The organism is Tardiphaga sp. 841_E9_N1_2 (assembly GCF_051811065.1).
Classification (GTDB): Bacteria; Pseudomonadota; Alphaproteobacteria; order Rhizobiales; family Xanthobacteraceae; genus Tardiphaga; species Tardiphaga robiniae.
On the sequence record NZ_JBPWQC010000001.1, the window covers coordinates 3,338,852 to 3,352,896 of the forward strand.

The window sequence follows — 14,045 nt, forward strand, 5'->3', positions numbered from 1 at the left end:
CTCACCCCTTGAGCCGCGCCGCGTGCCAGCGCAGATGATCGGCCATGAAGGTCGAGATGAAATAGTAGCTGTGATCGTAGCCGGGCTGATGGCGCAGCGTCAGCGCAATGCCTGCCTTGTCGCAGGCGCTCTGCAGCAATTCAGGCCGCAATTGTTCGGTCAGAAAATTGTCGGCGTCGCCCTGATCGACCAGCAATTCGGGGAATCGCGCGCCGTCCTCGATCAGAGCAACCGCGTCGTGCTGTCGCCAGGCAGACTTGTCGTCGCCGAGATAACCGCCAAGCGCCTTGATCCCCCACGGCACCTGCGACGGCGCCACGATCGGAGCGAAAGCGCTGGCCGCGCGGTAGCGATCGGGATGACGCAGCGCAATGGTCAGCGCGCCATGCCCGCCCATGGAATGGCCGAGAATCGACTGACGACTGCCATCGATCGGGAATTGATCGGCCACAAGCTGTGGCAGCTCTTCGGTCACATAGCTCCACATGCGATAGTTGCGCGCATACGGCTCCTGGGTGGCATCGACATAGAAGCCGGCGCCGAGCCCGAAGTCATAGGCATTGTTGGCGTCACCGGGAACATCGGCACCGCGCGGGCTGGTGTCCGGCGCAATGAAGATCAACCCCAATTCGGCGCATGCGGCGCGAAACTCGCCCTTTTCGGTGACATTGGCGTGGGTGCAGGTGAGGCCCGAGAGATACCAGACCACGGGCAGCCTGGCGCCGTCCTGATGCGGCGGCACATAGACCGAGAATGTCATGTCAGTTCCGGTCTCGCGACTGGCGTGTTTGTAGACACCCTGTGTGCCGCCATATGATCGATTGAGCGAAACTGTCTGCATGGTCATGACTCTACAGGTTGGGTGCGGCAGCGATGCGACATCGCCGAAACAAGTGATGTCTGGTCAGGGACGCCCGGTCAGGCGATGCCACGCTCGATGGCGAAGCGCACCAGTTCGACTGAGCTGCGGACGCCGAGCTTCTGCCGCATGAGTGACGATGTATTGGCGACCGTCTTGTAGGAGGCGTGAACCATCCATGCAATCTCGGCGAGACTCTTGCCGGCACCGAGCAGTCGCAGGATCTCCATCTCGCGCGAATTCAGCTTCGACAGCGGGCTTTGCGTCAGTGCAGGTCCGGCAAAGGCAAGGCTTCGCGCCATCGCCGGTGGGAGATACACGCCGCCGCGCGCAACCTCATAGACGGCCTCCAGCAGATCGTGGGGGTCGCCGGTCTTGGAGACATAGCCCTTGGCGCCGCTCTCGATCGCGCGGGCCGCGAAGATCGGGTCGTCATTCATGCTGAACATGATGATGCGCATCGTGTCGTCGCGCAGCAGGATGCGCCGCGCCAGTTCATATCCGGACACTGTCGGTAGATTGATGTCGATGATGCAGATATCGGGGTCGCCGGTCAGGAAAACCTGCTCTCCACTGGAGGCATCGGAGGCTTCCAGCAGTTCGATCTCCGGATCGTCCGCGAACACAGCGCGGCAGCCCGATGTGACGATGGGGTGATCATCGACGATCAGAACGCGCATGGGTTAACCCCGTAAACTCTGTCGGCCAGAAACTCTGTCAGCAAGTCTCGACCTGCTCCTCGATTGCTGCGCTGCATCAGCCGCGCGCCTTTGGAGTGACATGATTGACAATCGAAGGTCGCCTCGATCCGATATGATCGCCGTCGAATTTCGCTGTCAAGTTTATAGTCGCGGCATGCAGGCGAGATGCGAGTGAAAGCATGGTCATGTGGCAGAATCTTTCGCTGCGCGCGCGGATCAATCTTCTGGTGGCGCTCGTGCTCGCTCTTGGCCTGGTCGCCAATGTCGTGCGGCTCGCGCTGGAAGCTGGCCCGCGCGTCCAGGCCGAGGACCAGAGCGTGATCCGGCTGACGCGTGAAGTCATCGAAAGTATCGGAACCGGCCTGAGCGAAGCGCAGGATCCGAATGCGCGGCTCGATAAAATTGTCGCCGATCTCAATCGATTGCGACATGTCAGTATTATCAGGCAAAGCGATGGGAACATGCCGTCCCCGAAGAGTGACGGCCGGGATCGGAGCGACGGTGCAGGTTCTCCGCCATCGTGGTTCGTGTCATTGATCCATCCCGAGCGGATATCGGAGTCGGCATCGGTGATGGTTGGCGAGAAGCGGCAGACGCTGCTGATCACCTCGCATCCCGATGACGAGATGCGGGAGATATGGGACGGCATCGTCACCCAGCTGACACTCAGTCTGATCGTTGCAATGGTGTTGTTCGTCGTCACGAGCCTGGTCGTCAGGCGGGCGCTGGCGCCGCTCGATGCATTGTCGCAGGCCATGGTCGATATCGAAGCGGGGAACTATCAGGCACGCGTCGCCCCCGCGGGCGCGCCGGAACTCGCCGCACTCTGCATTCGGCTCAATCATCTCGCTGCCACATTGGGCGATGTGCTCGAGGACCGGCGGCGTCTGGCGCAACGGGCCGTCTCGCTGCAGGATATCGAGCGCAAGGATATCGCACGCGAACTGCATGACGAGTTCGGGCCGTATCTGTTCGCCCTGCGCGCCCATGCGGGCGCAGTGATGCGCCTCGCCGATCACGATCCGTCGGGCACGGGTGCCTTGTCGAGGCATGGCACTGCCATTCTGGCGCAGGTCGATGTCTTGCAGCAGTTCAATCGCCGCATTCTCGAGCGATTGCGGCCAGTCGGGCTGACGGATCTCGGCTTGTCCGGTGCCGTTACGGTCTTGCTGCGTCTCTGGCGCGAATCCCATCCGGAGGTCATGATCGAGAGCCTGGTATCGCCGACGCTTGCTCCCCTTGGTGAGGTTGCCGAACTAACCGCCTATCGCGTCGTTCAGGAGGCACTCACCAATGTGTTTCGCCACGCGCAAGCCTCTGCCGTGAGCGTGGTGATCGAACCGGTGATGGGGGCGGCGGCGAAGCCTGACTATGACAATGTATTGGTCCGCGTGCGTGACAATGGCCGCGGCCTCGATCCTGATCGCAATGGCGGCTTTGGTCTGGTCGGCATGAGAGAGCGGGTCTGGGCCCTGGGCGGGACGCTCACGGTCAGATCTGACGTGGACGGCGTGACTGTCGAGGCTATCATTCCCGTGACGGAGCCGCTGCCAAATCCGCCTGTAACGCGCGATCGGGAATTTGTCCCGACTTTATCGGGAAAATAACTGAGACGGATTTCGACATTTGCAGATAGCGCAGCCTCTCACACTCGCTAGTATCACGCTACCGAACGGTGCCATCAGAGCGCCGACGCGGAATGGGGTGAAACAGATGCGCGTAAGAGTGCTGGTCGTGGCTTCGCTGTCGACGGGTTTTCTACCGGTTTCCGAAACGGCTTTTGCGCAAAGTCCACCTGGAGAGCCGCAGGTGCTGCCTCCGGTGGTGGTGTCCGCCCCCGCCACCGCCAGCAAACGCGGCCCCCGGCGTCAGACCACCCAGCGGGTCGCCGAGCGGCCGCGTACGGTCTACGTCTATCCGACCACACCGACGTCGCGTTCCGGCATCGACGTCGACAAGGTCACGGCGAGTATCAATTATGTCGATGCCCGCGCGATCGAACGTGCCAATTCCCTGAACGTCACGGATGCGCTGCAGCAGCAAGTGCCCGGCATTCTGATCAACGAAGTCGCGGGCAATCCCTTCCAGCCCGACCTGCAATTTCGCGGTTTCGTGGCGTCGCCGGTGGCCGGTACGCCGCAGGGGCTCGCGGTCTACCAGAATGGCGTGCGTATCAACGAGGCCTTCGGCGACACCGTCAATTGGGACCTGATCCCGACCGCGGCAATCCGATCGGTCACCGTGGTCACCAACAATCCCGCGTTCGGCCTCAACGCGCTGGGCGGCGCGGTCAACATCCAGATGAAGGACGGCTTCAACTATCAGGGAGCCGAGCTCAGCACGATGGGCGGCTCGTTCGGCCGCATCCAGGGCTCGGCGCAATGGGGCAAGCAGGTCGAGGGCTTCGCCGTTTATGGCGCGCTCGAAGGCCTGCATGACAAGGGCTTTCGCAACTTCGCGACGTCGGACGTCCGACGCTTCTACGGCGATGTCGGCTATCGCAGCGACAGCAGCGAGCTTCACCTCAATATGGGCGTCGCCAACAACAAGTTTGGCGCCTCGGCGACCGTTCCGGTCGAACTGCTGCAGCAGAATTATGGCGCCACCTATACGACACCGCAAACCTCGAATAACCGCGTCGGCTATCTCAATTTCACTGGCAAGGTCGAGGCGACGCCGACCTGGACGGTGGAGGCGGCGGCGCATCTTCGCTTCTTCCGGAACAAGACCCAGGATGGCAATCCAACCGGCACCCAGCCCTGCGAAGATCCGACCCTCTTGTGCTTCGGCGATGACGACACGCCGGCCAACGGCCTGAACGGCGCACAAATCGCCAATCCCTTCGCGCCCGGCGCGGTTCTTGGCGAGAATGACCGCACCTCGACGCGCTCGACCACGGTGGGCGGCTCCCTGCAGGCGACCAATACCGATCAGCTGTTCGGCCATAACAACCGCTTTGTCGTCGGCGCCAGCTATTCGTCCAGCGCCAGTCACTTCACGGCCAGCGCCGAACTCGGCACCATCGGCCCGGATTACATCGTCACCGGCAGCGGGATTTCCCTCGGTCAGTCCGGCGACCCGATCGCGATCGGCCCGGTGTCGTTGCGGACCACCAATCGCTATGGCGGCATTTACGCGCTCGACACGTTCGATGTGACCAATGCCTTTTCGATCACCGGCGGCGGTCGCTTCAACACGGCGCAGATCGTGCTCGAGGATCAGATCGGCACCGCGCTCAACGGTGACCACACTTTCAATCGCTTCAATCCGATCATCGGCGGTACCTACAAGATCACGCCTGAGCTGACGGCCTATGCCGGCTATTCGGAAGCCAACCGCGCGCCGACCCCGCTGGAACTCGGCTGCGCCGACCCTGCCAATCCCTGCATCGTCGGTGCCTTCCTGATCTCCGATCCGCCGCTCAAGCAGGTGGTTTCGCATACGATCGAAGCTGGTCTGCGCGGCACGAAGGAGCTGAATGTCGGCACGCTTGGCTGGAAGCTCGGCGCCTTCCGCGCCACCAACACCGATGACATTCTCGCAATCCCGAGCCCGGTGCTGCAAGGCTATGGCTATTTTCAGAATGTCGGCTCGACGCGCCGGCAGGGTATCGAGGCGGAGGTCACGCTGCGTGCACCGACCCTGCAGCTCTATGCGAGCTATGCCTTCGTCGATGCGCGCTTCCTCGATCCGCTCGCGATCGGATCAAACAGCCCGTTCAAGGATGACGACGGCAACGTCCAGATCCTGCCCGGCAACCAGATTCCGGCGATCCCGCGTCACCGCGTCAAGGCCGGGTTCGACTATGCACTGACCGACGCTTTCAAGGTCGGGGCTGATGCGCTGTTCGTCAGCAGCCAGTATTTCGTCGGCGACGATTCCAACCAGGCGCCGAAACTTGAAGCCTATACCGTCTTCAATGCCCACGCGTCGTATCAGATCGACAAATCCGTGCAGGTCTTCGCCCGCGTCGACAACATCCTCGACCGACGCTATTCGACCTACGGGACTTTCTTCGAGACCGACTCGGTGCCGAATTTTGCCAATGGCGGCGCCCAGTTCACGGACGCACGTTCGGTCAGCCCGGCGCGGCCGCGTGCCTTCTATGCCGGTGTGAAGGTCAGGTTCTGACGGGCGTGGGCGATCAGGTCCGCGTCCAGTAGCGATAGCCGAGCCACCCGAGCAGGAGTGCGCTGGCGAGCCACAACACGATGATGGCGATCATGCCCGATCTGCTGGTCGGGCGTTCTGCAGCTTCGCGCGCCTTGATCCGGTACTCGGCCATCACCTCGCCCGGGACCAGCGCCACCACGAGCCAGACACCCAGCGGCACGATGATCAGGTCGTCGAGATAGCCAAGGACCGGCACGAAATCCGGAATGAGATCGATCGGCGACAGCGCATAGGCGGCGACAGCGATCGCGAGAACTTTCGCAAACCACGGCACCCGCGGATCGCGCGCGGCGAGATAGACGGCATGCGTGTCCGTCTTGATGTGTCGTGCCCAGCTTTTGATCCGCGTCAACATGAATGCCTCGTATCGCACAAGTCAGCTTCAGAATAGCCATTGATATTGCAGCAGAAGTTGGCGGATCTCGCCTCCCCTTGCGAAGGGTCGAATCTTCCCGCCCTAGCCACAGCGGGCCCCGGATGCGCCCTTTGGCGTGTTGAGGAGCCGCCCGTTTCGTGGGAAGACGGCGGAAAGCTGAAAAAGTGTACCCAAAGAATTTCTGGGAGCGAGATGCCATGACCTACCGAGCACCGATCAACGACATGCTGCTGGCCCTGAATCACGGCGCCGGCCTGCAGGCGGCCCTGAAAGCCGGCCATTACGGCGATTTCGACGCCGATATGACCGCTGCCGTGCTCGAAGAGGCCGGCCGCTTTGCCAGTGACGTTCTGGCGCCGCTCAATACCGTGGGCGACAAGAACGGTATCAAGCTCGCGGATAATAAAGTCACCACCGCCCCCGGCTGGCCCGATGCCTATGCGCGCTGGACTGCCGCCGGCTGGAACGGCGTCTCTGGCCCCGAAGCTTTCGGCGGCCAGGGCCTGCCGCTGGCGATCAATGCCGCCTGCACCGAAATCTGGAGCGCGTCGAACATCGCCTTCGGCCTTTGCCCGCTGCTGACACTGTCGGCCATCGAGGCGCTCGACGCCCATGGCAGCGACGAGCTGAAAAAGATCTATCTGGAAAAGCTGGTCACCGGCGAATGGACCGGCACCATGCAGCTCACCGAGCCGCAGGCCGGCTCCGATGTCGGCGCGCTGCGCTCGCGTGCCGAGCGTCAGGCCGATGGCAGCTATCGCATCTCCGGCACCAAGATCTTCATCACCTATGGCGATCACGACATGACCGACAACATCGTGCATTTCGTGCTTGCGCGATTGCCCGATGCCCCCGCCGGTACCAAGGGCATCTCGCTATTCCTGATCCCGAAATTTCTCGTCAATGCCGATGGCTCGCTCGGTGAACGCAACGACATCCATGCCTCCGGCGTCGAGCACAAGCTCGGCATGCACGCCTCCCCCACCTGCACCATGACCATGGGCGACAAGGGCGGCGCGGTTGGCTACCTCATCGGCGAGGAAAATCGCGGCATGCTCTGCATGTTCACGATGATGAACCAGGCCCGGCTCGGCGTCGGGCTTGAAGGCGTCGGCATTGCCGACCGCGCCTATCAGCAGGCACTGGCCTTCGCGCAGGAGCGTAAACAAGGCCGCGGCATCGGCAGCAAGACTGCGGGCATGGACCCGATCATCGTGCATCCCGACGTCAAGCGCATGCTGATGCAGATGCGCTCGCTCACCGCCGCCGCGCGGACCATCTGCTACGCCACCGCCGTGGCGCTCGACATCGCCGCACGTTCGCCCGACGCCAAGGTGCGCACCGAAGCGGCCGCGCGCGGCGCATTGCTGACACCGATTGCCAAGGCCTTCTCCACCGATATTGGCAATGAAGTGACGTCACTGGGCGTGCAGATCCATGGCGGTATGGGCTTCATCGAGGAGACCGGCGCTGCGCAGCACTACCGCGATGCGCGCATCACCGCGATCTATGAAGGCACCAACGGTATCCAGTCGATCGATCTCGTCACGCGCAAACTCGCGGCATCGGGCGGCGAATCCGTATGGGCACTGCTGGACGAACTCGGAGGCATCGTGTCGCGCGTCGAGGCCTCCAACGATCCCGCCTTCGGCACCACCGGCGCAAAACTCCGCGACGCGCTCGGCTCGCTGGAGCGTTCGAGCAAGTGGCTGCTGGAGAAGCTGGCCTCGGCGCCGAACGACGCACTGTCCGGCGCCACGCCCTATCTGCGGCTGTTCGGCTCCGCGCTCGGCGGATGCATGCTGGCCAACGAAGCCCTTGCCGCACGCGATGGCGACGGCGACGCTGCACGCTATGTGACAGTTGCGCGGTTCTTCGCCGAGAATGTTGCGGTGCAGGCTGGTTCGCTTGAACGCACCGTGATGGACTCCAGTGAATCCGTGATGTCGGCCGATGCTGTTTTGCTGGCATAAACCATCGCCCACCATATCGGCCGCAGCGGATTGATGTAATATCCGGCAGAGGAAACGCGGCAGCCGCGCTTTTTGCGGGGCGCTATGGGCTATGCCAGGGAATTGACATGACCGAACATCTGATCGTGACCGACGACGAGGCCACGCGCGTGATCACGCTGCGCCGGCCGGAAAAGAAGAACGCGCTGACGCAGGACATGTATCACGCCATGTCGGACGCGATCGACACCGCGCAGAACAATCCCGATATCCGCTGCATGATCATCACCGGCGGCTCCGGCGCCTTCACCGCGGGCAACGACCTGCAGGATTTTCTGAAGGACAGCGCCGAAAAGGCCGAGTCCCCACGCGCGTCGAACGCCGTGAAGTTTCTGTATTCGCTGGCGCAGAACACCAAGCCGATCATCGCCGCGGTGGATGGCATTGCCATCGGCATCGGCACGACCATGCTGTTCCACTGCGACTATGTGCTGGCCTCGACCACCGCAACCTTCTCAACGCCGTTCATTCATCTCGGCCTGGTGCCGGAAGCCGCCTCCAGCCTGCTGTTCCCGCGCACCATGGGTCATCAGCGGGCCTTCGCCGCGCTGGTGATGGGCCGCACGATGACGGCGGAAGATGGCCAGGCCGCTGGTTTCATCAACGAAATCGTGCCGCCCGGTCACACCGAAGTCGAGGCGCGCAAGGTCGCCCGCGAGATCTGCGCACTGCCGGTGGAAGCCGTGGCAATCTCGCGCCGGCTGCTGAAGCTCCCGCCCGAGGATCTCACGCGGCGCATCGATCAGGAGAGCCATCTGTTCGGCGAGCGCATGAAGTCGCAGGAAGCGAGCGCGGCGTTCAAGGCATTCTTCGCGCGCAAGAAGGGGTAATCTAACCTCTCCCCGTGTTTTACGGGGAGAGGTCGCCGCGTCTTCGCGGCGGGTGAGGGGCATGGCACCATGCCAGCATCGATGGAGATCTAGCGGATCACATCGCTGTCGCACTGAGACGCCAAAGTCCTCAATCATCGACACAAGATGCTCAAAATCATGCGACCCGATAGCTCTCCCGAATGGCAATGCCCTTGCGCCGCCCCTCACCCGGATCGCAAGAGCGATCCGACCTCTCCCCGTAAAGCACGGGGAGAGGTTAAGAATGCAGCGCTCGCTGCGTGCACTGTTCTAGCTGGCGCACTATTATGTGCAGCACCGGCCGCCCACGCCCAGACACCCCCCACCCCCGTCGACGTCACCGTCCTTGCCATCAACGACTTCCACGGCAATCTGCGCCCTGCCCCCGGCGGTATCAGTATCGACGATCCCGCCGACAGGACGAAGAAGATCACCGTGCCCGCCGGCGGCGCCGAGCATATGGCGACGCTGGTCAAGCAGCTCCGCGCCGGCAAAGCGAACAGCGTATTCGTGGCCGCGGGCGACCTGATCGGCGCCAGCCCATTTCTCTCCGCGCTGTTTCATGACGAACCGACCATCGAGGCACTGTCGATGATGGGCCTTGAGATCGCCTCGGTCGGCAATCACGAATTCGACGAAGGGCGCGAGGAGCTGCTGCGCATGCAGAACGGTGGCTGCCATCCCGTCGATGGCTGCCAAGGCCCGCATCCCTTTGCCGGCGCGACGTTCAACTATCTCGCCGCCTCGACCATCGATACCAAGACCGGCCAGTCGCTGCTGCCGTCCTATCAGATCAAGACATTCGACGGCATTCCCGTCGCCTTCATCGGCCTGACGCTGAAAGGCACGCCCGGCCTCGTGGCGCCGCCCGGCATTGCCGGTCTCGAATTCAGGGATGAAGCGGACACCGTCAACGCGCTGGTGCCCGAACTGAAGGCAAAGGGCGTTGAAGCCATCGTGGTGCTGATCCATGAAGGCGGCTTCCCCACCGGCGACTACAATGAATGTCCGGGTATTTCCGGACCGATCGTCGATATTGTGAAGAAGTTCGATAAGGCGGTCGACGTCGTCGTCAGCGGTCACACCCACCGCGCCTATACTTGCCAGATCGACGGACGACTCGTCACGTCGGGCGACAAATACGGCACGCTGGTTACCACCATCGATCTCAAGCTCGATCGCACGACGCAGGACGTCATCAGCGCCAAGGCCGACAACGTCATCGTGCGCACGGCAACCTATCCCGCAGATCCCGCCCAGACGGCCTTGCTTGCCGCCTACGACAAGGTTGCCGCGCCGATCGCCAGCCGTCCTGCGGGGTCGATCACCGCAACGCTGTCACGCATGCCCGACATGACGACCGGCGAAAGCCCGCTTGGCAATATCATAGCCGACGCACATCTTGCGGCGACATCCGCGAGCACTCTCGGCGGCGCCGTGATCGCCTTCACCAATCCCGGCGGCATCCGCGCCGATATCGTGAAATCGTCGGATGGCACCGTCACCTATGGCGACGTCTTCGCGGCGCAGCCGTTCCGCAATCAGCTGGTGACGCTGACGCTCACAGGTGCGCAGATCAAGGCGATGCTTGAACAGCAATGGAACACGCCGAGTCGGCCGCGCATCCTGCAGGTATCGAAAGGCTTCAGCTACGCCTGGAATAACAGTGCAGCCGCCGGCCAGCGCGTTCCACCCGAGCGGATGATGCTGGACGGCAAGGTGATCGATCCCGCGGCCAACTATCGCGTCACCGTGAACGGCTTTCTCGCCGTCGGCGGCGATGGCTTCACGGTGCTGAAGGAAGGCAAGGAGCCGCTGGTCGGCGTCTATGATGTCGATGCGCTGAACGCCTACATGAAGGCCAACAGCCCGGTGTCGCCGATGCCGCTGGGGCGAATTGCGCGGGTGGATTAGCGGAACGACTGTCTGCCCCAGGCTGTCATTCCGGAATCATCATGGCTCGTCATTCTCCGGCCCCGGAATCTCGATCCAAGCTCGTCATTCCGGGGCGTGCGTCGCCGGCGAAGCCGGCAGAGCGCGAACCCGGAATCCCGGTGTGTTTGGCACGATCAGAGAGTCCCATGTCGAGATTCCGGGTTCGCGTTCGGCGAGAGCCGCCCGCGACCCGGAATGACGAGTGTGAGATAGACCCGCGCGGAACGCACCAAAACATTTATTCCTAAATCCCGTTGACAGCATCTCTATCAGGTTTATATTCCCCATCGTCCTGCCCCACCGAGAGGGGCGATCGCGATCGTCACGTTCGCGGGGTGGGATGCGGTGGACGCCGGAGATGCGGCGTCACGCGGTTCATGGGTGACGTCTGTCTTCGGGCAGGACGGATCTGCGCCAGCACTGCCACTGGCAAGGAGACGGCCGACCTTGGGATGGACAGAGCCCTGGACAGTGTGACGGACGACCAAATCGAAACGCGTTCGGCCAAGTGCTTTGCGGCTACCCTGTCCCTCCGCCCTGGGACATTAATTTTGGTGATGGGACCGTTCGCCATGGCAGATGTGCAAGCAACCGAAAAAACACCGCAGGCGGAACGCCGGGCACTTGCTCGGCGCCTCCGAAAGTCCTGATGCACTCTCAATTGCGGAAGACCGCATCGCATCAGGCCCAAGGGTGCAACGGGCACCCGGCGTTCCGCACGCCCTCTCACAAGAGGGTGGGAATGCAAGAGACGACGGCGCCCCCGCGCCGCAAACAATGGGGGCGATGACGCATGTCTGGAGCGCAGTGGCTGTTTGAAATTTGAATCTGCGATGGAGGCACCGCACCCACAGGTGTCATCCCCGGGCTTGACCCGGGGATCCAGCTTGGCCCGCCCACCGTCGCACAAGACAAGGTGGATGGCCGGGTCAAACCCGGCCATGACGTGGGGAGAGGCCTGGGAATATTGCGAAGCTCGCTTCGCGCTGTCCGGCCATGACGATCATGAAATTGAACGGCCTTCACCTTCTACGCCACGTTCCTCCGGTCGATCTCGCTATGGACATCGAACGGCTCCGGCCGGCCCACCGCATAGCCCTGCGCAAAGTCCACGCCGATCTCCGTGAGCGCCGTGATGATCTCGTCGCTCTCGACAAATTCCGCCACCGTCCGCTTGCCCATGATCTTGCCGATATGGCTGATCATCTCGACCATGGCGCGGTCGATCGGATCGGTGAGCATGTCCTTGACGAAGGAGCCATCGATCTTGAGATAGTCCACAGGCAGGTGCTTGAGATAGGCGAAGGACGACATGCCGCTGCCAAAATCGTCCAGCGAGAAGCGGCAACCGATCTGCTGCAGCACCTGGATGAATTTATTGGCGTCGGCGAGATTGGCGATGGCGCTTGTCTCGGTGATCTCGAAGCAGATGATGGTCGGCGGTATCCGATAGATGCGGAACTGCTCGCGGACATAGTCCAGAAAGCTTTCATCCTTGAATGTCGCGCCGGACAGGTTGATGGCGCAGGTCGAGACCGGCGTCGCACCTTCGACCAATCGCGCGGCGAGAATGATGAACGCATTCCTGACCACCCAGCGATCGATCAGCGTCATCAAACCATAACGTTCCGCCGCGGGAATGAAATGGCCGGGCGCAACCAGTTGCCCCGCCTCGTCGCGCAGCCGCAACAACAGTTCGACATGCAGAGTGCCATCCTCGCGCTCGCTGAGCGGAATGATCTTCTGGGCATAGAGACAGAAGCGATCCTGTTCCAGCGCATCGTGAATGCGCTGTACCCAGTTCATTTCGCCGAACCGCTGCAGCAATTCGGAATCGCTGGGCTGATGCAGTGTAACGCGATTGCGGCCTTTCTCCTTGGCCATGTAACAAGCTGCATCGGCCGCGCGCAGCGCTTCTTCCAGTGTCACCTCGGGCTGCGCGATACAGACGAGGCCGATACTGACGGTGACGTTGAACGAACGTCCGTTCCAGACGAAGTTCAGCTCCTCCACTGTCCGCCGCAATCGCTCGGCGGTCGCCGCTGCACGATCCGGCTCGCAGCGCTCCAGCAGCACGGCGAATTCATCGCCGCCAAGGCGGGCCAGCAGATTGTCCGGGCGTAGATGTTTTTTCAGTATGCCCGAGACCTGCCGCAGCAGATGATCGCCGGCAGCATGGCCGCAGGTGTCGTTGACGATCTTGAATTGATCGAGATCGAGGAACATCAGTGCATGCGGCCGCGCATCGGCGTCGATCCGCGGCAATGCGTATTGGACCCGACGCTCGAATTCGCGGCGGTTCGCCAGCCCCGTCAGTGCATCATGCGAAGCCTGGAACGCGAGACGTGAGATGTATTTCTGCTCACGCTCCTTCTCGATCTTCAGCGCCGTCTCGAAGCGCTGACGCTGGATCAGCAGATTACGTGTCCGCCAGATGCCGAGCAGGATCAACAGCGCCGCGGTGAACACATTGGCGACCAGCAGAATGCCTTGAATGGCGCGGGAGCCGATGCCGAGACGCCGGGAGAACTCCACTGCCAGCGGCGAGGTCTGTTCATTGATCTGGTCGATCTGCGCCTTCAGGGCTGCGAGGCGCATCGATCCCACCTTGCCATCGGTGACGCTGGCGTGAATGGCGTCGGCCGTATCCACCAAATTCTGGATCACGGGATCGGTGGCGTGCCAGGTCTCGATGGCTCGGGCGAGATAGACGACCTTGCTGAAATTGCGAAACAGCCAGATCATGCCGGGGATGTCTGCGGCATCGTTGCCGCCTTGCAGGAATCCGTCATAGGCAGCCCGCAGATCCGGCACCGGCTGTTCGAGCGCGCGGCGCGCGATGAGATCTCCGAGCGGCACGGCGATGCTCGCCTGATAGAGACGATAATATTTGTCGTCGCCGGTCTCGGCATAGAGGCTGAGCGAATGCACCGCCTCCATCTGCCCCTTCGACCATCGGCTTTCGCCGGTGACATAGGCGCGGACCGACGACAGAATGTGGATGCTGGTGCCGGCGAGAAATGCCTGCAGCAAGACGATGGCAACGAACGGCCACACCGAACGCAAGAGATGGGGTACGCGCCTTGGATATTTCGATTCACTCATCGCGTACGAACACCCCAGACGCGAGCACAACTG

9 protein-coding genes are annotated in these 14,045 nt (G+C 62.2%); 5 read left to right on the plus strand and 4 right to left on the minus strand.

Translation table 11 applies throughout. From position 1 onward, the window contains the following. Position 1: 1 nt before the first annotated feature. The gene (fghA, locus tag AB8A50_RS16125) at positions 2 to 847 is read right to left on the minus strand and encodes an S-formylglutathione hydrolase (RefSeq protein WP_439078284.1); all 846 of its coding nucleotides are present in this window, start codon (positions 845 to 847) and stop codon (positions 2 to 4) included. 71 nt (positions 848 to 918) lie between these two features. Further along, on the minus strand, positions 919 to 1,539 hold the full coding sequence (locus AB8A50_RS16130; protein WP_439078285.1) for a response regulator transcription factor: 621 nt from the start codon (positions 1,537 to 1,539) through the stop codon (positions 919 to 921). 206 nt (positions 1,540 to 1,745) lie between these two features. Between AB8A50_RS16130 and AB8A50_RS16135 the strand changes: the two genes are divergently transcribed. Together AB8A50_RS16135 and AB8A50_RS16140 are read left to right on the plus strand one after the other, a co-directional pair. Beyond that, the gene (locus AB8A50_RS16135; RefSeq protein ID WP_439078286.1) at positions 1,746 to 3,167 is read left to right on the plus strand and encodes an ATP-binding protein; all 1,422 of its coding nucleotides are present in this window, start codon (positions 1,746 to 1,748) and stop codon (positions 3,165 to 3,167) included. A 106-nt stretch (positions 3,168 to 3,273) separates the two neighbouring features. Beyond that, positions 3,274 to 5,691 (plus strand): TonB-dependent receptor, encoded by a 2,418-nt coding sequence (locus tag AB8A50_RS16140; protein ID WP_439078287.1) that lies wholly within the window; start codon positions 3,274 to 3,276, stop codon positions 5,689 to 5,691. Positions 5,692 to 5,704: 13 nt separating this feature from the next. On the opposite strand, the gene AB8A50_RS16145 is transcribed toward AB8A50_RS16140, so the two are convergent. Then, positions 5,705 to 6,088: a YkvA family protein gene (locus AB8A50_RS16145; protein WP_231079377.1), complete on the minus strand. Its 384-nt coding sequence runs from the start codon at positions 6,086 to 6,088 to the stop codon at positions 5,705 to 5,707. 218 nt (positions 6,089 to 6,306) lie between these two features. Between AB8A50_RS16145 and AB8A50_RS16150 the strand changes: the two genes are divergently transcribed. From AB8A50_RS16150 to AB8A50_RS16160, 3 genes are all read left to right on the plus strand, one after another. Then, entirely contained in the window at positions 6,307 to 8,082 is a 1,776-nt protein-coding gene (locus AB8A50_RS16150; RefSeq protein WP_439078288.1) for an acyl-CoA dehydrogenase, read from the plus strand. Positions 8,083 to 8,189: 107 nt separating this feature from the next. After that, positions 8,190 to 8,951, plus strand: coding sequence for a crotonase/enoyl-CoA hydratase family protein (locus AB8A50_RS16155; RefSeq protein ID WP_089265991.1), 762 nt, complete (start codon positions 8,190 to 8,192; stop codon positions 8,949 to 8,951). A 159-nt stretch (positions 8,952 to 9,110) separates the two neighbouring features. Continuing rightward, positions 9,111 to 10,886: a bifunctional metallophosphatase/5'-nucleotidase gene (locus AB8A50_RS16160; protein WP_439078289.1), complete on the plus strand. Its 1,776-nt coding sequence runs from the start codon at positions 9,111 to 9,113 to the stop codon at positions 10,884 to 10,886. A 1,050-nt stretch (positions 10,887 to 11,936) separates the two neighbouring features. Here AB8A50_RS16160 and AB8A50_RS16165 read toward each other — a convergent pair. Then, complete coding sequence (locus AB8A50_RS16165) at positions 11,937 to 14,012, minus strand: putative bifunctional diguanylate cyclase/phosphodiesterase (RefSeq protein WP_439078290.1); 2,076 nt, start codon at positions 14,010 to 14,012, stop codon at positions 11,937 to 11,939. Between the last annotated feature and the right edge of the window lie 33 nt (positions 14,013 to 14,045).

Bases quoted from the DNA above. Each gene is read 5' to 3' on its own strand.
- fghA (WP_439078284.1), bottom strand. From the start codon at position 847: ATGACCATGCAGACAGTTTCGCTCAATCGATCATATGGCGGCACACAG.
- AB8A50_RS16130 (WP_439078285.1), bottom strand. From the start codon at position 1,539: ATGCGCGTTCTGATCGTCGATGATCACCCCATCGTCACATCGGGCTGC.
- AB8A50_RS16135 (WP_439078286.1), top strand. From the start codon at position 1,746: ATGTGGCAGAATCTTTCGCTGCGCGCGCGGATCAATCTTCTGGTGGCG.
- AB8A50_RS16140 (WP_439078287.1), top strand. From the start codon at position 3,274: ATGCGCGTAAGAGTGCTGGTCGTGGCTTCGCTGTCGACGGGTTTTCTA.
- AB8A50_RS16145 (WP_231079377.1), bottom strand. From the start codon at position 6,088: ATGTTGACGCGGATCAAAAGCTGGGCACGACACATCAAGACGGACACG.
- AB8A50_RS16150 (WP_439078288.1), top strand. From the start codon at position 6,307: ATGACCTACCGAGCACCGATCAACGACATGCTGCTGGCCCTGAATCAC.
- AB8A50_RS16155 (WP_089265991.1), top strand. From the start codon at position 8,190: ATGACCGAACATCTGATCGTGACCGACGACGAGGCCACGCGCGTGATC.
- AB8A50_RS16160 (WP_439078289.1), top strand. From the start codon at position 9,111: ATGCGACCCGATAGCTCTCCCGAATGGCAATGCCCTTGCGCCGCCCCT.
- AB8A50_RS16165 (WP_439078290.1), bottom strand. From the start codon at position 14,012: ATGAGTGAATCGAAATATCCAAGGCGCGTACCCCATCTCTTGCGTTCG.